Raw genomic sequence first — 20829 nt, forward strand, 5'->3', positions numbered from 1 at the left:
GCGGGCTTCAGCGCTGGCCGGCGGTCTGGAACACCGACAGGTCAGGGTAGATGGCGCGGATCTTCTCCCACTCGGCGGCGTTGACGAACTGGCACTTGCCGGCGCCGAAGCGCTTGGACACCTCGACGCAGAAGCGCACCGCCTCGGCGATGTCGATCTCGTGGTTGGCCGAGGTCGCGCTGCCCGACACCACCGATAGCGCCGTCACCGCCACGCCCACCACCGGCGCCGGCGTGGCCACGTGCGGCTGCATGATGCTGTTGAAGTGGTACAGGCCGTTGTGGTACGGCGTGATGTCCTGCAGCGAGATCGGGAACGTTACCGCCGGGCAGCCGGTGGTCGACTCCATCGCCGCCACCAGATCCGGCGCCACGCGCAGGATATAGCCCTGCATCGCCGTCGGCGAGATCGCAAAGCCGCGGTGCTTGACGATGCTGTTGCCCTTGGACGCATCGATCGACAGGATCGCGTCCATTTCCGGCAGCACCTGGTGGTCGTTCATGGTGTCGGACGACACCGGCATGCCCATGAACGGCACCGGGTCGTGCGGCACCATCGAGACATTGGTCGACAGGTGCGTGGTCACGATCACGTCGCCCGGCACGTGGTCGCCGCGCGCCTTCATCTGCGCCAGCTTCAGCGCCACCGCCAGGCAGCCGATCGGGCCGTCGGCATCGGAGACCAGCCCCACCAGTTCCGGCCGCGCGCCGATGGCGCCGTTGCGGCCGATTACACCCAGCGTCGGTGCCTTGCCGCCGCCGCGCTTGCCGGCGCTGCCCGGGATCACGATGGTGATGAAGTCGGTGGTGTTGGCCGTGTTCTCGGGCGGCGCGTTGTGGACCGTGGTGACTTGCACCGACACGCCGTCCGCGGCGTACGGCGCGAACAGTTCGCTGACGACCGCGCCGTTGGCGTGCGGGCTGTCCAGGGCTTCGTGAATGACCAGCGTCTGCTGCAGGGCCATGGCTTTCTCCAAAGGTTTGCCCTGGCCGCGCGGCGCGGGCAGGGCGTTCTACAAATCGATCAGAACTGGTGGCGCAGCCCGACCATTACCGTGGTCTGGGTGTCGTGCCCGTCCAGCGGCGTGCCGCTGTCGCCGGTCCAGCTGGTGGTGTTGTTGCCGAACAGGCCCGACCAGTCGCCGTGGACGCGGTCATAGGCCAGCGCCAGGTAGGCATCGGTGCGCTTGCTGAAGGCGTAGCCGGCCACCGCATACGCGGTGGTGCGGTTGCCGCCGAAGTTGTCGGCACGGGTGCGGTTGTGCATCACGCTGCCGGTCAGGGTGACGTTGCCGGTCACGGCGTAGCTCGCACCCAGCGTGAAGAAGTCGTCGTGGCGGCTGCCGCCGAATACCGAGTTGATCGCCGCGCGGTTGGCCGGCGTGGCGGCGGTCGACATGCTGGTGATGGTGGCCGTATCGGTGCCGCCCCTGGACGAGTCGAAGCCCGCGTCGCGGTCGCTGTGGATGTAGTTGGCGAACAGGCTGGCGCGGCCGACCGCGGCCTTCAGGCCGGCCAGGTAAATGTTGGCGTTGCGGCTCTGGCTGTCGCGGGTCTGCTGGAAATCGCCGACCGCGGTGATCGGCCCGGCCGCGTACTTGACGCCGAACGACATCGACGACATCGCGCGGGTGTTGCCCGCGGTTTCGCCGAGCGCGTATTCGGCGATCACCGACACCGGCCCGAAATTGCCGGTGTAGCTGACGGCGTTGTCGTAGCGCTGGCCGGTCAGGTAAACCATCCACGAATTCGACGGCGCCGCGCCCACGCCGAGCGGATCGACGAAATACAGCATGGTGTTGGCGGTAGTGTATTGCCGGCCCAGCGCCAGCTCGCCCCAGCGGTTGCCGATCTTCACGTAGGCCTGGCGGCCGAACAGCTGGCCCTGCTGGTCGAGCCGGCCGGTATCGGCCAGCAGTCCGTTCTCCAGCACGAAGCCGGCCTTCACGCCGCCGCCCAGGTCCTCGACGCCCTTCAGGCCGAAGCGGCTGCCGGACAGGAAGCCTTCGCCGCCCTGCTGCAGGCCGACCTGCGCGTCGCCGGCGGGGTTCGAGTGGGTCTGGTAGGTCAGCGCGGTATCGATGACGCCGTACAGCGTGACGCCGGATTGCGCCATCGCGGTGGCGGGCAAGGCCAGCATCATCGGCAAGGCCAGGCGCGCGGCGTGGCGAAGCGGTTGGCTCATTGTGGTTTCTCCTCCAGAGGGTAAAAGGGGGACCGCGCGGGCGGCGCGGGGCGGCTCGCGGGCGGGTTGTTGTCTGTTTGTGTTGTGGGGAGTAGTGGCTAGTCGCTAATCACTGATCACACAAGCATGCCGCTGGCGTGCTCCCCTCTCCCGCTTGCGGGAGAGGGAAGCCAACAGTCTTGGCTTCAGCGTTTAACGCGCCACTTAAGCCGCAAAGCCCGGCCACTGCTCCATCCCGGCCGGCCCCGTGATCTGCGTCAGCGCGAACGGCTCGCCTTCCCGAATCGTTTCGACCTTGCCTGCAGCGGGAAACCACAGCGCATTACGCTCGCCCAGTACAAGACCCGTGGTGCCATCCGCATAAAGCGCCGACCCTTCCGGCAGCGCAAACACCTGTTCCGGCGCGTTGATGTGCAGGAACTCCGCCAGCCGCTCTTCGCGGCTTTCGCCGTTGTGCCCGGCGGGCTTGCCGCTGATGAAGTGCGGGTTGATCTGGAACGGCACCAGGCCCAGCGCGCGCAGCGACGGCGGCTGCACGATCGGCATGTCGTTGGTGGTGCGGATGGTCGGGCAGGCGACGTTGCTGCCGGCGCTCCAGCCTACATATGGCGTGCCCGCACGCACCTTCGCGCGGATCGCATCGATGATACCGGCGTCGTACAGGCGCTTGAGCAGCGCGAAGGTGTTGCCGCCGCCGACCGCGATGGCGTCGGCTTCCTGCACCGCGCGCAGCGGGTCGGTGCTGTGATGGATCGACTCGAGCGCATAGCCGAGCTTCTCGAACACCGGCTTGACCATGCCCTCGTAGGTGTCGAAGCTGAAAGTCACACCGGCGAAGGGCACGAACAGCACCTTGCGCGGCTCATGCTTCAGCAGCGTATGGATCTGCTCGCCGGCATGCTCGAGGTAGCCGAGGTTGTCCTTGCGCGAGCTGCTCATCAGGAGGATGCGTTGGGTCATGTCTTGGTTTCCGTCGGTTCGGGGTCGGGATCGGGTTCAGGCGATGGCGGCGCGGATCAGCGCGGCCACGCGGTCGATCTCTTCATGCGTGTTGAAGTAGTGCAGCGACACGCGCGCCATGGTCGAGACGCCGTAGCGCGCCAGGATGGCGTCGGCCATGAAGTTGCCCGCTTCGATGATGCATTGCTGCGTCTCCAGCGCGGCGACGATGCGGGCCGGGTCGACGCCGCGCACGTTGAACGGCACGATGCCGATGCGGTGGGCCACGTCGGCCGGGCCATACAGCTCGAAGCCGGGGATCGACGAGAACTTCGCCACCGCGTACTCGGTCAGGTCGCGCACGCGCGCCTCGATGGCGTCGATGCCGATCGCGGCGGCGTAGTCGATGGCGGTGCCCAGGCCCAGGATGGCCGGCACGATCGGGCAGCCCGCTTCGAAGCGTCTTGCGCCCGGCACCAGCGACAGCGCGCCGGTGGCACGGTCATAGGCGCCGTTCCACCAGCCCACCAGCATCGGTTCGATCTGCGCGATCAGCGCGCGGCGCACGTACAGGAAGCCGGAGCCTTCGGTCGCGCGCAGCGCCTTGCGGCCGCAGCCGGCGAGGACATCGCAGCCGAGCTCGGCGACGTCGGAGCGCAGCATGCCCACGCTCTGCGCACCGTTGACCAGCGACAGCACGCCGTGCTGGCGCGCGACCGCGCAGATCTGCGCGGCGGGCTGCACCGCGCCGGTGGAATTCGGCAGGTGCGAGAAGGTCAGCAGGCGCGTGCGCGGGGTGATCGCCGCGGCGAAGGCCGCGGCGCTCAGCAGCCCTTCGGCGTTCGCGGCCACCATCTTCACCACGATGCCGTGCGATTGCTCCAGCCGGCGCCACGGCAGCAGGTTGCTCAGCATCTCGGTGTCGGCCACCAGCACTTCATCGCCGGCTTGCCAGGCGATGCCGCGCGCGGCGATCGAGATGCTTTCGGTGGCGTTCTTGGTGAAGGCGAGCTCGTCGGCCGCGCAGTTCAGCCAGCCGGCCAGCGTGGCGCGCACGGCCTCCACGCGGGCATAGGTCTCTTTGCGGAACGCCGGCAGGTAGATGCCGACATGGCCGGTATCGAGCAGGTAGCCGCGCACGGTGTCGAGCACGGCGTCGGGCGGGATCGACGCCGCGGCGGTGTCGAGATAGATGGTGGAAGCCGTCAGCGGGGTGTCGGCGCGGATTGCCTGAATATCCATGGAACGTCTCGGGAAATGACAGAGGGGCGCAGCGCGTGCGCCCGCAGGTAGGGCTTACTTCTTCAGCTTGGTGACCGAACCGAAGAAGCTGAACAGGGCGTCGCCGGCGATCACGCCGCCGGCGAAGGCGCTCATCTCTGCCACGTGCTGGTCGCCGCGCAGCCGCTGCAGCACGAAGCGGATCGCCAGGCCCGCCAGCACCGCCCAGCCGGCCAGCGGCGAGGCGATCAGCATGCCGGTCGACAGCAGGACGCCGAGCTGGCGCTTGGAGCCGCCGAGCCACTGCAGCAGCGCGCCGGGAACGGCCCAGATCATCAGGTTGCGCGCGATCTCGGCCGACGAGCCCGCCTTGATCGACGCCGCGTAGACGCGGTCCACCGGCGGGATCAGGCCCTGCGCGAAGAAGCTGCCGTGGAACACCAGCACCACCACCGCGGCCACCGCGAAGCCGATCATCGCAGCGAGAAACTGCTGCTTGCGCCCGGCCAGCTCGGCCTCCATGTCGCGGCCTTCGCCGCGCAGCAGGTAGCCGGTCTTGAGGTCGTAGCCCATGTCGGCAAAGGCCGGGCCGGTGGCGGCCGAGAAGCCCACCAGCACCGCCAGCGCGGTCGGCGGGAAGCCGATCAGGATGCCGATGGTCAGCGTGATCAGCGCCACCGCGAAGGCCGGGAACCAGCCCGAGTGCATCGCCGCGATGCCGACGATCAGCTCGTGCACGTAAGCGGCAAAGGCGGCATACAGCACGAACAGCACCAGCATGCCCAGCGACATGTCCGAGACATGGCCGGCCAGCACCGAGATCAGCAGCGCGATTGCGAGGTAGATCAGGAAGCCGCCCGACAGGATGCGGCTGGCGCGCGAGGCCGGGACTTCGATGGTGCGCGTGTCAGCGGCCGGCGCGTGGCGCGCGCGGCGGATCTCATGCGCGACCTGGAACAGGGCGACGATGCCCGCGCCAATCATCAGCCCGTGCGGGATATAGGCTTTGGCGATATCGATGCCGGTCAGCGCCACCGAATAGCCACGCACCAGCAGGCCGATGCCGAACATCGTCAGCGCCGCCAGGTTGCCGAGGAAGGCCGCGCCGAACGCGGACATCGGCACGCCCAGCCACGCACCGCCCACGCCCACGGCGATGCCCAGGCCCAGGAAGGCCGCCTTGCGCCCGCCGCGGTCGCCGGCCCAGATGGCCTCGGCGGTGGCGATGCCGGCCGGCCAGGTGCCGGTGGCGGGGAAGATCTTGCTGCCGAACAGGAAGTACAGCATCGCGCCGTCGACGAACATCGCGATCACCGCGCCGATCAGCATCGGCGTGGCCAGCTCCGGCATGCCCATTGCATAAGGCACGCCGATCGGGATCATCAGCGAGTTGGCGGCGCCGAAGGTGGCCGACGAGATCGCGGTCTGCACCAGGTTCTGCCGCTCCAGCACGCGGAAGCGCCGCGTGATTTCCAGCGGGATGCGCGAGAACACGATCGCGATCAGCGCGCCGATGATCGAAGTGTTGGCAGAGATCCCCAGCGACACGATCAGCTGCATCCCGATCATGGCGCCGAATACCGACAGCGCCACGGAGACCAGCAACAGCAAGGGCTCCATGAAGCGTGTCCGTGTCGCGGTCTGCGCCGCCATCGGCGCGTTCAGTTGTGTTGGCATGGTCATGTCTTCCACCGCTCCCCGTAGTGTTGTCTGGTTTTGTCTGTCGTGTGTGATGCCTGGCGCGCGCTCAGCGCATGAATCCGGCCACCGGGCCGATGGTGCTGCGCGCCGTGCGCAGCGCCTGCAGCCAGCGCGGCGCCGCGTCGGGCGTCAGCCGCTGCAGCGGACCGGCGATGGCCAGCGACCCCACCACCGCCTGGGTGTCGCGGTGGTGCAGCGGCAGCGCCAGCCCGGCCACCGTGGCGGCGGATTCCTCGCAGGTGTAGGCCCAGCCGTCGGCGCGTATCTGCGCCAACCGCGCTTCCAGCCCGGGCGCGTCGCCGCCAAGCCGGCGCCGGAACGCCTCCGGCTGGAACGCCAGCATGGCCTTGGCATGCGCGCCCGTGTCGAGGGCGAAGCGCTGGCCGACCTCGATCGAAAAGCGCAACTGGTGCTGGCTGTGCGCGATATCCGTGCACAGGCCATGGTCACCGTCCAACCACGACAGGAACACGGTTTCACCGCATTCCTGCGCCAGTGCCTCGAGCGCGGGCTGCACCACCTCGGCCGGTGAAAAGGTCTTGCGCGTGACTTGTCCGAGCTCGAACCAGCGCAGCCCGAGCGCGTACCGTCCCTGCGCGTCCTGAACCAGGAAGCCCTTGTGGCGAACGTCGCCAGCACGCGGTGCACCACGGCGTGGTGCACGCCGCTGTGGCGCGCCAGCTCGCGTACGCCCCAGCTGGGCTGGCGCACGGTGAAGTGGGTCAACAGCGCCAGCGCGCCGTCCAGGGTCTTGAGCATTGCCGGGAAGAATTTCGAATTGCTTTTGTCTCTATATAAGAGACGGCGTCTCTGTAATAGAGAAATGCTAGGGCGCGCCCCCACTCGCAACAATCAGGGTTAACACCCAGTCGCCCTCCCGAGCCGGGCGAATATCGATCATGCGCTCTTGCCTATACTTGGCGCAGGCCGACTGCTACGGGGAGGCGCCCATGGCTGCGGAAGACCACGGTTACGGCGACGAAGCGGCCCGCATTGCGCACCGCCGCCGCCAGCTCGGCATCGCGCCGCGCACGCATGAGGGCCAGCGCCACTGGGCGCTGGCGCTGTCCGGAGGCGGCATCCGCAGCGCCACGTTCTGCCTGGGCGTGATGCAGGCGCTGGCCGGCACCGACATGCCGGCCGGCACCACCGCGGCAACCCCGGAAAGCGGGGCGCCGCGGACGCCTGCGGCGGGCACCGCCGCGTCGGCACAGACGGTGCCGGGGCTGGCCTCGCTGCTGGCCCAGTTCGACTACCTGTCCACCGTCAGCGGCGGCGGCTACCTCGGCGCGTTCTTCGTCAGCCTGTTCGTGCCCGGGCGCCTGCGTCGGGGCAGCGGCCCGGTCCAGGCCGCCGCCGACGCCTACCACACGCTGCAATGCGAGCCGCCGGGCCGCATCCACACCTCGGTCTCCTATGCCGCCGATCCCGGCCGCGGCGCGGTGGCGTGGCTGCGCGAGAACGGCCGCTACCTGTCGCCCACGGGCGCGGGCGACAACCTCTATGCCGCCGCGCTGGTGGCGCGCAACTGGCTGGCGATGCACTACGTGATCGGCAGCGCGCTGCTGGTGTTGCTGTCGCTGCTGGCGCTGCTGCTGCACGGGGCGGCGGGCACGTGGTACGGCTTCGGGCGCTACGAGATGGATCTGCTCCACGATGCGCGGCAAGCCTTCAATCAGGGCGAATGCGCAATCTGGTGGAGCCCGTTGCTGTGGCTGCCGCTGGCCACGGCGGTGCTCGGCGCGGTGCCGCCCGGGCTGGCGTACTGGCTGGTCTATCCGCGCGCCAGCGAGCCCCAGGCGCCGGGCCGCTTCTTCAGCCCCGCGCCGATGGTGGCCACGCTGCTCGGACTGCTGTTGCTTGCCGCCGCGCACTGGTCGGAACGGATCGGCGCGCTGCCGCTGCCGGCGCAGCTGTTTGCCGCGCTCGGCGTGCTCACCTGGCTGGGTGTGCTGACCTGCCTGGCGATGCTGCAGGGCGAGCCGCGCACGGTGTCGGGCTATCGCGTGCGCGCCACGCGTGCGCTGCGCACCGCGGTCACGCTGACGCTGTGGCTGGCGGCATTGGGCGTGGCCGATACCGTCGCGCGCACCACCTACCTGTATGCCCACGCCGCCGGCCATCCGTGGGGCGTGGCGCTGCCCGCAAGCGCGCTGGGCGTGCTGGTCTGGCTGGTGCGCTACGGCGCGCGCTGGCTCGACCAGGGCCGCAAGGGCAGCGCCGGTACTGCCTGGCGCGCACTGTGGGCACGCCTGCCGGTCTCGCTGCTGGCCGGGACGGCCGCGGCGGTGCTGGCGCTGCTGCTGTACGTGCTGTGGTCCTGGCTGGTGCTGTGGGTGCGCTGGAATGGTCGCGAGCCGGTCGACTGGCTGGTGTATGGCACCGCCTACACCGGGCCGGCGCTGGCCACGCTGACGGTCGTGGCGCTGGTGCTGGCGCTGGTCGCCGGCCGCTTTACCGGCTTCCTGAACCTGTCCACGCTCCAGCCCTTCTACGCGGCGCGCCTCACGCGCGCCTACCTGGGCGCGTCCAACGGCGAGCGCTTTGCCGCCCCCGATCCCGATCCGGCGGCGGACCGGCGCCGGCGCGCGCGCTACAGCGTGGCCGAGCCCGTGCCCGGCGACCAGCTCAGCCTCAACGCCTACTACGATCCGCGCGTGCTGGCGCCGCTGCACCTGGTCAACGTGACGCTGAATCTGACCGTCGATCCGGCCGAGCAACTGGTCCAGCGCGACCGCAAGGGCAAGCCGCTGTGCCTGGCACCGGGTGCCGGCCTGGCGCAACCGGGCGCGGCCAGCGCGATCGCGCCGGACGCCTATGCGCGCTTCACCGTCGATGGCTGGCAGTGCTGCCCGGACGCGTCATGGCCGTCGTCGGGCAAGCTGGCGCAGGCACTCACGGTGGGCGACTGGATCGCGATCTCGGGCGCGGCGGTGTCCACCGGGCTGGGCCGTGCCACCACGCTCGGCACCTCGCTGCTGCTGGGCCTGGCCAACCTGCGGCTGGGCACGTGGTGGCCATCGTTCCCGGCCCGCTACGCGCGCCAGGGCGGGCGCGAAGGCGAGCGCTGGCGCCATCCCGAACGCGCCACGCATCCCTTGCTGGCCGCCGGCATCTTCCGCACGCAGTATTACCTGGGATGCGAGCTGAGCGCGCGCTTCCATGGCACGCGGCGCGGCTGGCAGTACCTGTCGGACGGCGGCCATTTCGACAACACCGGTGTGTACGAGCTGCTGCGTCCGGGGCGGGACGTCGCGCTGATCGTGCTGTGCGACTGCGGCGCCGATCCCGACTATCGCTTCGGCGACCTCGCCAACCTGATCCGGCTCGCGCGCATCGACCATGGCCTGGAACTCGTTGTCGATACCGGGGCCGCCACCACGCACCCGGTGCTGAGCCGCGTCTTCGGCGTGCCGGAGGACTTCGTGCCGGGTCACCCGGCCAGCGCCGGCGCCGCCGACAAATGCGCGGTGCTGCTCGACGTGTTCCGTACCGACCCGGCCTGCGCCGCGCCGCGCGCGCGCGTCTGCCGCATCGTGCTGATCAAGCCGCGGCTGGTGTCATGGGCGCCGGCCGATGTGCGGCACTATGGCGCCACCCACCCGGACTTCCCGCAGGAAGGCACCGGCGACCAGTTCTTCGACGAGGCGCAATGGGAAAGCTACCGGGCCCTCGGGCATGCGATCGGCAAGCGCGTGCTGTACGGCGAAGTGGGCCAGGCGCTGCTGGCGTGATGGCGCGCTGAGCTGGCCTCAGCGCACGAAACCGATCACGTCTTCCAGCCGGCCGCTGGCATCGCGCAACGCCTCCAGCAGGCGCGGCACGGCGGCATCGTCGAGCCGCTGCTGCGGACCGGCGATGGCGACCGAGCCCACCACCGCGCTGCGGTCGCGCGACCACAGCGGCAGGGCCAGCCCGGCGACGCTGGCGGCCGCTTCCTCGCGCGTATGCGCCCAGCCGCGTTCGCGCACTTCGGCCAGCTGCTGCTCGATGCGCTCGCGCTCGAGCGCGGTGTGCGGACCCATGCGCGCCACGCCCTGGCGGTAGACCTCGTCGCGAAAGGCCTCGTCCTGGAACGCCAGCATGGCCTTGGCATGGGCGCCGGCATAGAGCGGAAAGCGCTCGCCCAGCTCGATCGAAAAGCGCAGCTGGTACTGGCTGTGCACCAGCCCCACGCACAGGCCTTCATGGCCGTCGAGCCAGGACAGGAACACGGTCTCGCCGCTCTGCGCGGCCAGCTTTTCCAGCACCGGGCGCACGATCTCGTCCGGCGAGAAGCTCTTGCGCACCACCTGGCCCAGCTCGAACAGCCGCAGCCCGAGCGAATACTTGCCGGTGGCCGCGTCCTGCACCAGGAAGCCGTTGGCGGCGAAGGTGGCCAGCACGCGGTGCACCACGGCGTAATGCACGCCGCTGTGCTTGGCCAGTTCGCGCACGCCCCAGGTGGGCTGGCGCACGGTGAAGTGGGTCAGCAGGGCCAGCGCGCCGTCCAGTGTCTTGAGAGTCATCGATCGTTCCTTCGCATCGGGCTGAATGGTAAGCGCAAGCGGCGCGCGGCTCAATCCTTGCGCCGGGCCGGCGCCCCGCGATACCCACGCCGCGCGCAGGGCCGCAACGCCGCCGCCAGCACGATCCGCGCAGCCTCACTAACATAGCGAACCATCCGCATTGCAGCGGGCCGCGCACGCATGGCGTACGCCGCCCGCCCGACCACGACATGAATCGCGACTCTCTTCCCGCCGGCAACGGCGTCGCCTACTCGGTGCTCGACCTCGCCCCCATTGCGCAGGGCAGCGATGCCGGCCAGGCCATGCGCAACTCGCTCGACCTGGCGCGCCATGCCGAGCAACTGGGCTACCACCGCTACTGGCTGGCCGAACACCACAATATGCCCGGCATCGCCAGCGCCGCGACCGCGGTCCTGATCGGCTATGTCGCCAACGGCACGCACAGCATTCGCGTCGGCTCCGGTGGCGTGATGCTGCCCAACCATTCGCCGCTGGTCATTGCCGAGCAGTTCGGCACGCTGGCCTCGCTCTATCCGGGCCGCATCGACCTGGGCCTGGGCCGCGCGCCCGGCACCGACCAGGCCACGGCGCGCGCGCTGCGCCGCCATCTGGCCAGCGACAGCGCCGATACCTTCCCGCAGGACGTGGAAGAGCTGCAGGCATATTTCGACCACGTGCGTCCCGGCCAGCGCCTGCGCGCGGTCCCGGGCGCGGGCCTGAAGGTGCCGATCTGGCTGCTGGGCTCGAGCCTGTTCAGCGCGCAGCTGGCCGCGGCGATGGGGTTGCCGTTCGCCTTCGCCTCGCACTTTGCGCCAGGCTTCATGCGCCAGGCGCTGGACCTGTACCGGCGCACCTTCCGCCCGTCCGAAACGCTGGACCGACCCTACGTGATGCTTGGTCTCAATGTGTTCGCGGCCGATAGCGAGAGCGAGGCGCGCCGGCTGTTCAGCTCGCTGCAGCAGCAGTTCCTGGCACTGGTGCGCGGCACGCCGGGGCAGCTGCGCCCGCCGGTCGACGATATCGAGACGCTGTGGAACGAGAGCGAGGCCGACCACATCCGGCGCTCGCTGGCTTGCTCGGTGGTGGGCGACCCGGAGGCCGTGCGCGCCGGCATGCAGCGCTTTGTCGAGGACCTGCGCCCGGACGAGCTGATGATCACCGGCCAGATCTTCGACCACGCGGCGCGCCTGCGCTCCTTCGCCATCGCCGCGGACGCGGCCCGCCGTCTCCAGCTGGCACCGGCGCCCTGAGGGGCACCGCCGACGGAATGGCGTGCGCCGCACTTGCGGCGCACGGCCGCCCGCTTCCCCACGCATCCTGTTTGCGCAGCGCCGCCGGGCTCGGATACATTAGTAGGCCCAAGACAATGACAGTGGCGCGGCTCCCGCAGCACGCGCCCGCAGTCCGCCCGATCCACCGCTTCATGCGAGCCATGCGCGCCCAGGCGCATGCCATGGCGCCGAGGGCAGCGACGACAGGAGACAGCGATGGACCTGCGGCAACGCGAGCACATCGAGACGGTGGTCCAGGCCACCGCCTACCTATCCCCGCCAGCCCTGCTCGCGGACCGCATCGCGCATGACGCGATCATCCAGAACTCATGGCGGCGCTGCGTGCACCAGTACGGGCTCGATCCCTCGCGCATGCAGGAGGCCCGCATCCTGCCGCAGACGCGCCTGCGCGAACACCAGGAACGCATCGACGACTTCGCCCGCATCGCGCGCCATGGCCTGCAGAGCCTGCACGCCCAGGTGGCGGCGCTGGGCTACGTGGTGCTGCTGACCGATGCGCAGGGCGTCACGGTCGACTATCTCGGCGACACCCACAGCGATGCCGCGTTGCGGCACGCCGGCCTCTACCTCGGTGCGGAATGGAGCGAGAGCGGCGCCGGCACCTGCGCGGTCGGCACCGCGCTGGTCACCGGGCAGGCCCTGACCGTGCACCAGGCCGACCATTTCGACGCCACCCATATCCCGCTGACCTGCACCGCGGCGCCGCTGTTCGACACGCATGGCAAGCTGCACGCGATCCTCGACATCTCGGCGCTGGTCTCGCCGCAGGCCAAGGACAGCCAGGGCCTGGCGCTGCAGATGGTGCGCATCTACGCCGCGCACATCGAGAACGCCAACTTCCTGCGCGCGCACCGGCGCGACTGGATCCTGAAGCTGAACGTCGCGCCCGAGTTTGTCGACGTCAACCCGGAATACCTGCTGGCGCTCGACGATGGCGGCCGCATCGTCGGGCACAACCATCGCGCCCGCCTGATGCTGGAGACCGAACTGGCCGGGATGCCGGGCGCCACCGTGCTGGGGCAGCCGTTCGAGACCTTGTTCGACGCCAGGCTGGAAGACCTGGGCCACTATGTCTATTCGCGTCCCAGCGAGCAGCGGCTGGTTGCGCTCAACCGCAGCGGCGGCCTGCTGTACCTGAGCGTGATGCCGCCCGCGCTGGGCTGGCAGGCGCCCGCGGCCCCGGCGCCGGTGGCGATGCCGGCGCCGCTGGCGGCGCTCAGCGGCGGCGATGCCACGCTGGCGCAGCAGCTGGAGCGCGCCGCGCGCCTGGTCGATTCGCCGATCCACCTGCTGATCCAGGGCGAAACCGGCAGCGGCAAGGAGTTCTTCGCCAAGGCGCTGCACCAGGCCAGCGCGCGCCGCGCCGGGCCCTTTGTCGCGGTGAACTGCGCGGCGATTCCGGAGACCCTGATCGAGAGCGAGCTGTTCGGCCACCTGCCCAACAGCTTCTCCGGCGCCGGCTCGCGCGGCAAGCGCGGGCTGATCCAGGAGGCCGACGGCGGCACGCTGTTCCTGGACGAGATCGGCGACATGCCGCGCGAACTGCAGTCGCGGCTGCTGCGCGTGCTGGCCGAGGGCGAGGTGCTGCCAGTGGGCGCCGCGCGCCCGGTGCCGGTGCGGCTGCGCGTGATCTCGGCCACGCACCATCGACTCGAGCAACTGGTGGCCGAAGGCCGCTTCCGCGAGGACCTGTACTACCGCCTGAACGGCGCGCGCTTCGAACTGCCGCCGCTGCGCGCCCGCACCGACCTGGACTGGCTGGTGCGCAAGCTGCTGCAGGAAGGCGCGGGCGAGCCGGTGACACTGTCGCCGGCCGCCAGCGAGCGGCTGCGCCGCCACCGCTGGCCGGGCAACCTGCGCGAACTGCGCAACGTGCTGGAATACGCGCGCGCGGTCTGCGGCGGCGGCTATATCGACGTGCACGACCTGCCCGATGCCGTGGCCGGCGCTGCCGCGCCGGCCACGGTGGCATCGGTGGCATCGGTGGCATCGGTGGACCGGGCCCCGGACCACGCCGCCCCCGCGCCGTTCGACCCGCACCAGCTGCCCCCCGAGGGCATGCTGCTGATGCAGTACCTGCGCGCATCGGGCTGGAACCTGAGCGCGGTCGCGCGCCAGATCGGCATCAGCCGCATGACGCTGTACCGTCGCATGGAGCGCTACGGCATCCAGTCGCCTAACCGGCGCGACGGCGGGGAGCAGTCGTAGCGCCCCATCATCGGCACGGGGCCGACACAGCTGGCGGCTCCCGTACCCGTTTCTGCGACGGCGTTCGCGCCCTCCCGCTTTCCTGACTGCGCTACTCGTCGGCCTTGCCAGGCGGGCCGGACGCCGGTCATGAGCCGTTACGCGTGTCCACTGCGGACACCTGTACTGTGACACCTGTCTCGCCGTGGCGGCCATCCAGCCCGCCCGTCTGGCGAAATCGGCGCGAGTTTTTGCGGGTTATCCCTGAAGCCAGGGGCACCGCCATGCCCGAGTTGCGCCATCGCGATGCCATCCGGCCACTGGCACAGCCATTGCAAATACGCCTGTCACCACAACGACAATCAGGAGACAGGCAATGGGGCAGCCAAGGTTCGCCGATGCGCCGCTGGTCGGCATCATCGCCAATCCGGTTTCGGCGCGCGACATCCGCCGCGTGATCGCCAACGCCAACAGCCTGCAGCTGGCCGACCGCGTCAATATCGTGCTGCGCCTGCTGGCCGCGCTGTCGTCCTGCGGCGTGCGGCGCGTGCTGATGATGCCCGACCGCGAGGGACTGCGCGTCATGCTGGCGCGGCACCTGGCGCACCGCCAGGGACCGGATGCGAGCCTGCCAGAGGTCGCCTACCTGGACATGCCGGTGGCCTCGCGCGTCGACGACACGCTGCACGCCGCGCGCTGCATGGCCGATGCGGGGGTGGCCGCCATCATCGTGCTGGGCGGCGACGGCACCCACCGCGCCGTGGTGCGCGAATGCGGCGCAGTGCCGATCGCGGGCCTGTCGACCGGCACCAACAATGCCTACCCCGAGATGCGCGAACCCACCGTCACCGGCCTCGCCACCGGGCTCTATGCCACCGGGCGCATTCCGGCCAGCCAGGCGCTGGCGTCGAACAAGCGCCTGGACGTCGTTATCCGCGATGGCAATGGCAACTTCCGCCGCGATATCGCGCTGGTCGACGCGGTGATCTCGCACGAACACTTCATCGGCGCGCGCGCGCTGTGGAAGACCGACACGCTGGCCGCGGTCTACGTGTCGTTTGCCGATCCCGAGGCGATCGGGCTGTCCTCCATCGCCGGCTTGCTCGAGCCGGTGGGTCGGCGCGAAGCCGGCGGCCTCGCCATCAAACTGGCTGCGCCGGGCGCGGGCGAATTCGAACTGAGCGCGCCGATCGCGCCGGGCCTGATGTGCACCGTGCCGATTGCCGGCTGGCAGCGGCTCGCGCACGGCCGCCCCCATCGCGTGCGCCAGCGCAGTGGCGTCGTCGCGCTGGACGGCGAGCGTGAGCTGACCTTCGGCCCGGACGACGAAGTCACGGTCACGCTGCACGACCATGCCTTCCGCAGCATCGACGTCGCCGCCTGCATGCGCCACGCGGCGCGCCACCACCTGATGCGCAGCGTGCCGCAGCACGCGCTGGCCTGAGCACGCCCGACCGCGCATGCCCCGCTTTTCTTGAAGTGCAACACCTCACAACGAAGGAGACAGACATGACAGCCAGAGCTTCGCAAGATCCGGCGCAACCCCGCGGCGCGCTGCCGCTCGACAAGGAGACGCTGCTGACGGCGTATCGCAAGATGCGCACCATCCGCGATTTCGAGGAACGCCTGCACGTGGACTTCGCGCGCGGCGACATCCCGGGCTTTGTCCACCTGTACGCGGGCGAGGAAGCCGCGGGCGTCGGCATCCTGCACCACCTGCACGACGGCGACCGCATCGCCAGCACGCACCGCGGCCATGGCCACTGCATTGCCAAGGGGGTCGATCCGGTGGCGATGATGAAGGAGATCTACGGCAAGAAGGGCGGCTCGTGCAACGGCAAGGGCGGCTCGATGCATATCGCGGACCTGTCCAAGGGCATGATGGGCGCCAACGGCATCCTCGGCGCGGGCGCACCGCTGATTTGCGGCGCCGCGCTGGCGGCCAAGTTCCGCGGCAAGGGCGAGGTCGGCATCACCTTCTGCGGCGACGGCGCTTCCAACCAGGGCACCTTTCTCGAAAGCCTGAACCTGGCCGCGGTGTGGAATCTGCCAGTGATCTTCGTGATCGAGAACAACGGCTACGCCGAATCGACCTCGCGCGACTACGGCACCGCGGTGGACAGCTACGTCGACCGCGCCGCGGGCTTCGGCATCCCGGGCGTGACCGTCGATGGCACCGATTTCTTCGCGGTCCACGAAGCCGCCGGCGAAGTCATCCGCCGCGCGCGCGAGGGCGGCGGGCCGTCGCTGCTCGAATGCAAGATGGTCCGCTTTTACGGCCACTTCGAAGGCGATGCGCAGACCTACCGCGCCGCCGGCGAACTCGACGACATCCGCGCCAACAAGGACTGCCTGAAGCTGTTCGGCCGCACCGTGACGCAGGCCGGCGTGATCGCACGCGAAGAGCTCGACGCCATCGACCGCGAAGTCGCCGCGCTGATCGAGCACGCCGTGCAGGAAGCCAAGGCGGCGCCGCAGCCGGGGCCCGAGGACCTGCTGACCGACGTCTACGTCAGCTACTGATCCGCCACGCGCAACCCATTCACAGGAGACAGACATGGCTCGCAAACTGAGCATCAAGCTGGCGATCAACGAGGCGATCGACCAGGAAATGACCCGCGACCCCAGCGTCATCATGCTGGGCGAGGACATCGTCGGCGGCGCCGGCGCGGACGGCGAGAAGGACGCGTGGGGCGGCGTGCTGGGCGTGACCAAGGGCCTGTATGCCAAGCACGGCGACCGGCTGCTGGACACGCCGCTGTCCGAATCGGCCTACGTGGGCGCCGCCATCGGCGCCGCGGCATGCGGCATGCGCCCGATCGCGGAACTGATGTTCATCGACTTCATGGGCGTTTGCTTCGACCAGATCTTCAACCAGGCCGCCAAGTTCCGCTACATGTTCGGCGGCAAGGCCGAGACCCCGGTGGTGATCCGCGCCATGGTCGGCGCGGGCTTCCGCGCCGCCGCGCAGCACAGCCAGATGCTGACACCGCTGTTCACGCATATTCCCGGCCTGAAGGTGGTGTGCCCGTCCACGCCGTACGACACCAAGGGCCTGCTGATCCAGGCGATCCGCGACAACGACCCGGTGATCTTCTGCGAGCACAAGAATCTCTATGGCCTGGAGGGCGATGTCCCGGAAGGCGCCTATGCCATCCCGTTCGGCGAAGCCAATATCGTGCGCGACGGCAAGGACGTGTCTATCGTCACCTACGGGCTGATGGTGCATCGCGCGCTGGAAGCGGCGGCGACGCTGGCCAGGGAAGGGATCGAGGCCGAGATCGTCGATCTGCGCACGCTCTCGCCGCTGGACATGGACACGGTGCTGGAATCGGTCGAGAACACCGGGCGCCTGGTGGTGGTGGATGAGGCCAGCCCGCGCTGCAATATCGCCACCGATATCTCCGCCCAGGTTGCGCAGCAGGCCTTCGGTGCGCTCAAGGCCGGCATCGAGATGGTATGCCCGCCGCATACGCCGGTGCCGTTCTCGCCCACGCTGGAAGACCTGTATATCCCCAGCGCGGCACAGATCGTCAATGCCGCGCGCAAGACCGTGAAGGGAGGCAAGCACTGATGGCCACGCCTGCAATTACCCCGATCGTGATGCCCAAATGGGGCCTGTCGATGAAGGAAGGCACGGTCAATGCCTGGCTGGTCGACGAAGGCACCGAGATCACCGTGGGCATGCCGATTCTCGACGTGGAGACCGACAAGATCGCCAATGCGGTGGAAGCGCCCGACGCGGGCACGCTGCGCCGCAAGGTGGCGCAGGCCGGCGATGTGCTGCCGGTGAAGGCGCTGCTTGGCGTGCTGGCCCCAGCGGAGGTGAGCGATGCGCAGATCGATGAATACGTGGCGGCCTATGAAACGCCGGCGGACGACGGCGGCGACGAGGACGCCGCCGCCGCGTACCAGTTCGCCGAGGTCGACGGCATCCGGGTCCGCTATGCCCGCAAGGGCGAAGGCGCCCAGACCGTGCTCTTCATCCACGGATTTGGCGGTGACCTGGACAACTGGCTGTTCAACCTCGACCCCCTCGCCGACGCGTACACCGTGGTGGCGCTCGACCTGCCCGGCCACGGACAGTCGTCGCCGCGGCTCGCGGGCACGTCGCTGGCGCAGATGGCCGGCTTTGTAGCGCGCTTCATGGACGAGACCGGCATCGACGCCGCGCATGTGGTCGGCCATTCGATGGGCGGCGGCGTGGCCGCGCAGCTCGCGGTGGCTGCGCCGCAGCGGGTGCTGTCGGTGGCGCTGGTGTCGCCGGTGGGCTTCGGCGAGGCCGTCAACAGCGACTATACCGATGGCTTCGTCAAGGCGCAGTCGCGGCGCGAGCTCAAGCCCGTGGTCGAACTGCTGTTTGCCGACCCCGGGCTGGTGAGCCGGCAAATGCTGGATGACCTGTTGCGCTACAAGCGGCTCGATGGCGTCGACGAGGCGCTGAGCGCGCTCGGCCAGGCCCTGTTCGGCGGCGGCCGGCAGAGCGAGCAGCCGGGCCAGCGCCTGGCCGACAGCGGCAAGCGCGTGCTGGTGGTGTGGGGCGGCCAGGATCGCATCATCCCGGCCGAGCATGCCGAGGCGGCGCCGCCGGACGCTACCGTCAAGGTCTTTGCCGATGCCGGCCATATGAGCCAGATGGAGAAGGCCAACGACTTCAACGCGCTGCTCAGGCAGCACCTCGGCGGCTGATGCCGCGGCGCGGGCGGCCGCGTGTGCTGCCGCCCCGCCGTGGTCTATCTCAACCGAATCACGACGACATATTTCATGAGCACAGAACTGAAGACCCGCCTGGCCCAGATCAACAAGCAGTTTGCCGCGCTCGCGCAGGTCCAGCCGGCGGCCATGAGCGCATTCCAGGGCCTGATGAAGGCCGCCACGCAGGAAGGCAGCCTGCCGGCCTCGGTCAAGGAGTTGGTCGCGGTGGCGCTGGCCGTGCAAAAGGGCTGCGATGACTGCGTGCTGTTCCACACCGCGCAGGCATTGCGCCACGGCGCCGCGCGCGGGCAACTGGCCGAAGTGCTGGCACTCAACATCGAGATGGGCGGCGGCCCGGGCGCGATGTATGCGTCGAAGGCGCTGGCGTATTTCGATGCGCTCAACGGCTAGCCTTGCTAGACTCGGCGCATTGCCATTCCCGCGCGGGTACGATCCGATGCCGTTTGGTTTTGTCGAGACCAGTGCCGCCGGCCACGCCGGCGGCGACCCGTTGCAGGAGGAACTGGCGCTGCTCGAGCTTGCTGGCCAGGGCCGGCACGTGGCGCAGGTGTGGGAGGCACCCCTGTCCCTGGTGGTGCCGCGCACCTACCTGCGCCACGCGGCACTGGAAACCGCGCGCGCCGATTTCGCCCGGCAGGGGTGTCCGGTATTCCTGCGCATGTCCGGCGGCGGCCTGGTCCCGCAGGGGCCCGGCATCCTCAACCTGAGCCTGGCTTACCCGGTCGGACAGCCCCCGGGCGCGCTCAGCGACGCGGTCTACCTGCACCTGTGCGCGGTGATTGGCGGCGCGCTGCGCTCGCTAGGCATCGAGACCCACTGGCAGGCGGTGGCCGGGTCCTTCTGCGATGGTCGCTACAACCTTGCCTGGGGTCCGCCCGAAGCCGCCCGCAAGATCGCCGGCACGGCCCAGTATTGGCGGCGCGCGCCAGCGGCGATGCAGGCGGCCGACGGCCAGCGCCACCTGGTGCTGGCCCATGCGGTGCTGCTGGTCAGCGCCGACCCGGAGCAGATCAATGCGCGCGCCAATGCCTTCGAGGCGGCGATCGGCAGCGAACGGCGTTATGACGCGGGCAAGGTGGTCAGCGTGCACCAGGCGCTTGAGGCCAGCGGGCGTGGCGCGCCGGACGGTGCCGCGCTGACGGCAATGGTCGCGGCGGCGCTGCGGTCAGGCCTCGGGCAGCATCCTGTCCCGGCCTAATCCTTCGCCGCGGTGGCCGGCAGGAAGCGGATGTCGCCGTACCAGGCGCGGGTGGCGGCGTGGGTGTTGTCGGTGTCGCTCATGATGCCGTAGGCCTTGAGCGGTCCGGGCGGCTCGTGGAAGACGCGTTCATAGTCGCGTGCCAGGTTGCGCCGCAGGTTCTGCCATTTGCCGGCGTCGTCGGCGCCGGATACCACGATCATCTGCACGCGGCCGGTATGTGGATTGGGGATGACGCTGCCGGGCGCGGCACTGGTCGACCACACATACATCAGCGTGGCATAGGGCAGTTCCTCGCCGGCCATGGTCCTGGCCAGCTGCATTGCGGCGCGGTCGCCCAGCGGGAGCTTGCTGGAGTCGCCGTCGAAGAAGAACACCAGCCGCGCTGGCGCGTCTTCACGTGCGCCGTCGCGGTTGTCGGCGCCGGGTATCGCGCCTTCTGCCTTCCAGCGCCAGGCCACCACGGGCGTACGCGACAGGTCCACGTCGCCCGCATGCATCAGCGCGGACGCCGAGCCATTGGCTTGCGCCCGCAGCACCGTGGTGCCGCCATCGGCCACCAGCTGGTACTCGGTCCTCGCCTTGCCTTCGGCCACCGGTAAATTTTTCCAGTCCGCCGGCAGCGCGCCGCCCGGCTCGCGCTGGGAAACGACGAGCCCAGGCTTGCCGCTTTGCGCCGCCGCTGACAGCGGGGCAAGCAGCAGGGTGGCATACAAGACAAGGGGCAACGCACGGATGGTCATCATGGCGGATCAGCGGAATACGAGACCTGAGACGCAACGCAAACCGTGTGCCCGAGCGCTGTGCACCCTGTCCGCTTTGACCAGCACAAAAAAATCGCGGCCCACGAGGGGCCGCAAATCGGGAATGCGAGGAGTGTCAA

General features: G+C 69.6%; 16 protein-coding genes and 1 pseudogene. 9 read left to right on the plus strand and 8 right to left on the minus strand.

Features of this window, described 5'->3' with window-relative positions:
- Window positions 1–7: 7 nt before the first annotated feature.
- From CBM2586_RS17485 to CBM2586_RS17510, 6 genes and pseudogenes are all read right to left on the minus strand, one after another.
- Window positions 8–964: a DUF1177 domain-containing protein gene (locus CBM2586_RS17485; RefSeq protein ID WP_115665761.1), complete on the minus strand. Its 957-nt coding sequence runs from the start codon at window positions 962–964 to the stop codon at window positions 8–10.
- Window positions 965–1023: 59 nt separating this feature from the next.
- Window positions 1024–2184, minus strand: coding sequence for a porin (locus CBM2586_RS17490; RefSeq protein ID WP_115688910.1), 1161 nt, complete (start codon window positions 2182–2184; stop codon window positions 1024–1026).
- Window positions 2185–2388: 204 nt separating this feature from the next.
- Window positions 2389–3144 (minus strand): dipeptidase PepE, encoded by a 756-nt coding sequence (gene pepE, locus CBM2586_RS17495; protein ID WP_115688912.1) that lies wholly within the window; start codon window positions 3142–3144, stop codon window positions 2389–2391.
- A 36-nt stretch (window positions 3145–3180) separates the two neighbouring features.
- Window positions 3181–4365, minus strand: coding sequence for an aminotransferase class V-fold PLP-dependent enzyme (locus tag CBM2586_RS17500; protein WP_115688914.1), 1185 nt, complete (start codon window positions 4363–4365; stop codon window positions 3181–3183).
- Between the two features lie 54 nt (window positions 4366–4419).
- Window positions 4420–6027: an OPT/YSL family transporter gene (locus tag CBM2586_RS17505; RefSeq protein WP_115688916.1), complete on the minus strand. Its 1608-nt coding sequence runs from the start codon at window positions 6025–6027 to the stop codon at window positions 4420–4422.
- A gap of 64 nt (window positions 6028–6091) precedes the next feature.
- Window positions 6092–6804 (minus strand): annotated as a pseudogene (locus tag CBM2586_RS17510) (IclR family transcriptional regulator).
- Between the two features lie 191 nt (window positions 6805–6995).
- On the opposite strand from CBM2586_RS17510, the gene CBM2586_RS17515 reads away from it, so the two are divergent.
- The gene (locus tag CBM2586_RS17515) at window positions 6996–9779 is read left to right on the plus strand and encodes a hypothetical protein (protein ID WP_115688918.1); all 2784 of its coding nucleotides are present in this window, start codon (window positions 6996–6998) and stop codon (window positions 9777–9779) included.
- Between the two features lie 18 nt (window positions 9780–9797).
- Here CBM2586_RS17515 and CBM2586_RS17520 read toward each other — a convergent pair whose 3' ends face one another.
- Window positions 9798–10553 carry an IclR family transcriptional regulator gene (locus CBM2586_RS17520; RefSeq protein WP_115688920.1) on the minus strand — a complete coding sequence of 252 codons (756 nt, stop codon included), beginning with the start codon at window positions 10551–10553 and terminating at the stop codon, window positions 9798–9800.
- 209 nt (window positions 10554–10762) lie between these two features.
- Here CBM2586_RS17520 and CBM2586_RS17525 point away from each other — a divergent pair, with 209 nt between their 5' ends.
- The 8 genes from CBM2586_RS17525 (at window position 10763) to CBM2586_RS17560 (ending at window position 19946) form a co-directional block, all read left to right on the plus strand.
- Window positions 10763–11803 carry an LLM class flavin-dependent oxidoreductase gene (locus tag CBM2586_RS17525; protein WP_115688922.1) on the plus strand — a complete coding sequence of 347 codons (1041 nt, stop codon included), beginning with the start codon at window positions 10763–10765 and terminating at the stop codon, window positions 11801–11803.
- Between the two features lie 237 nt (window positions 11804–12040).
- Window positions 12041–14053: a sigma-54-dependent Fis family transcriptional regulator gene (locus CBM2586_RS17530; RefSeq protein ID WP_115688924.1), complete on the plus strand. Its 2013-nt coding sequence runs from the start codon at window positions 12041–12043 to the stop codon at window positions 14051–14053.
- A 355-nt stretch (window positions 14054–14408) separates the two neighbouring features.
- Window positions 14409–15476: an ATP-NAD kinase family protein gene (locus CBM2586_RS17535; RefSeq protein WP_115688926.1), complete on the plus strand. Its 1068-nt coding sequence runs from the start codon at window positions 14409–14411 to the stop codon at window positions 15474–15476.
- A gap of 65 nt (window positions 15477–15541) precedes the next feature.
- Window positions 15542–16555 (plus strand): thiamine pyrophosphate-dependent dehydrogenase E1 component subunit alpha, encoded by a 1014-nt coding sequence (locus tag CBM2586_RS17540; RefSeq protein WP_115665751.1) that lies wholly within the window; start codon window positions 15542–15544, stop codon window positions 16553–16555.
- A gap of 34 nt (window positions 16556–16589) precedes the next feature.
- Window positions 16590–17606, plus strand: a complete 1017-nt coding sequence (locus CBM2586_RS17545; protein WP_115665750.1) for an alpha-ketoacid dehydrogenase subunit beta — start codon at window positions 16590–16592, stop codon at window positions 17604–17606.
- Window positions 17606–18721, plus strand: coding sequence for an acetoin dehydrogenase dihydrolipoyllysine-residue acetyltransferase subunit (locus tag CBM2586_RS17550; RefSeq protein WP_115665749.1), 1116 nt, complete (start codon window positions 17606–17608; stop codon window positions 18719–18721). The genes CBM2586_RS17545 and CBM2586_RS17550 overlap by 1 nt, the downstream gene beginning before the upstream one ends.
- Window positions 18722–18796: 75 nt before the next feature.
- Entirely contained in the window at window positions 18797–19138 is a 342-nt protein-coding gene (locus CBM2586_RS17555; protein WP_115665748.1) for a carboxymuconolactone decarboxylase family protein, read from the plus strand.
- Window positions 19139–19184: 46 nt separating this feature from the next.
- The gene (locus CBM2586_RS17560) at window positions 19185–19946 is read left to right on the plus strand and encodes a lipoyl protein ligase domain-containing protein (RefSeq protein WP_115688928.1); all 762 of its coding nucleotides are present in this window, start codon (window positions 19185–19187) and stop codon (window positions 19944–19946) included.
- Here the strand turns inward: CBM2586_RS17560 and CBM2586_RS17565 are convergent.
- A complete protein-coding gene (locus CBM2586_RS17565; protein WP_231942652.1) occupies window positions 19943–20692 on the minus strand; it encodes a DUF3047 domain-containing protein in 750 nt (249 codons plus the stop codon). The two genes, CBM2586_RS17560 and CBM2586_RS17565, sit on opposite strands and share 4 nt — an antisense overlap.
- Window positions 20693–20829: the final 137 nt, after the last annotated feature.

It is taken from the genome of Cupriavidus taiwanensis (assembly GCF_900250115.1).
Classification (GTDB): domain Bacteria; phylum Pseudomonadota; class Gammaproteobacteria; order Burkholderiales; family Burkholderiaceae; genus Cupriavidus; species Cupriavidus taiwanensis_B.

What these genes read in the sequence shown, in the direction of transcription:
- CBM2586_RS17545 (WP_115665750.1), top strand. Translation starts at nt 16,590, where the DNA reads ATGGCTCGCAAACTGAGCATCAAGCTGGCGATCAACGAGGCGATCGAC.
- pepE (WP_115688912.1), bottom strand. Translation starts at nt 3,144, where the DNA reads ATGACCCAACGCATCCTCCTGATGAGCAGCTCGCGCAAGGACAACCTC.
- CBM2586_RS17520 (WP_115688920.1), bottom strand. Translation starts at nt 10,553, where the DNA reads ATGACTCTCAAGACACTGGACGGCGCGCTGGCCCTGCTGACCCACTTC.
- CBM2586_RS17525 (WP_115688922.1), top strand. Translation starts at nt 10,763, where the DNA reads ATGAATCGCGACTCTCTTCCCGCCGGCAACGGCGTCGCCTACTCGGTG.
- CBM2586_RS17485 (WP_115665761.1), bottom strand. Translation starts at nt 964, where the DNA reads ATGGCCCTGCAGCAGACGCTGGTCATTCACGAAGCCCTGGACAGCCCG.
- CBM2586_RS17565 (WP_231942652.1), bottom strand. Translation starts at nt 20,692, where the DNA reads ATGATGACCATCCGTGCGTTGCCCCTTGTCTTGTATGCCACCCTGCTG.
- CBM2586_RS17560 (WP_115688928.1), top strand. Translation starts at nt 19,185, where the DNA reads ATGCCGTTTGGTTTTGTCGAGACCAGTGCCGCCGGCCACGCCGGCGGC.
- CBM2586_RS17550 (WP_115665749.1), top strand. Translation starts at nt 17,606, where the DNA reads ATGGCCACGCCTGCAATTACCCCGATCGTGATGCCCAAATGGGGCCTG.
- CBM2586_RS17500 (WP_115688914.1), bottom strand. Translation starts at nt 4,365, where the DNA reads ATGGATATTCAGGCAATCCGCGCCGACACCCCGCTGACGGCTTCCACC.
- CBM2586_RS17555 (WP_115665748.1), top strand. Translation starts at nt 18,797, where the DNA reads ATGAGCACAGAACTGAAGACCCGCCTGGCCCAGATCAACAAGCAGTTT.
- CBM2586_RS17540 (WP_115665751.1), top strand. Translation starts at nt 15,542, where the DNA reads ATGACAGCCAGAGCTTCGCAAGATCCGGCGCAACCCCGCGGCGCGCTG.
- CBM2586_RS17505 (WP_115688916.1), bottom strand. Translation starts at nt 6,027, where the DNA reads ATGACCATGCCAACACAACTGAACGCGCCGATGGCGGCGCAGACCGCG.
- CBM2586_RS17530 (WP_115688924.1), top strand. Translation starts at nt 12,041, where the DNA reads ATGGACCTGCGGCAACGCGAGCACATCGAGACGGTGGTCCAGGCCACC.
- CBM2586_RS17515 (WP_115688918.1), top strand. Translation starts at nt 6,996, where the DNA reads ATGGCTGCGGAAGACCACGGTTACGGCGACGAAGCGGCCCGCATTGCG.
- CBM2586_RS17490 (WP_115688910.1), bottom strand. Translation starts at nt 2,184, where the DNA reads ATGAGCCAACCGCTTCGCCACGCCGCGCGCCTGGCCTTGCCGATGATG.
- CBM2586_RS17535 (WP_115688926.1), top strand. Translation starts at nt 14,409, where the DNA reads ATGGGGCAGCCAAGGTTCGCCGATGCGCCGCTGGTCGGCATCATCGCC.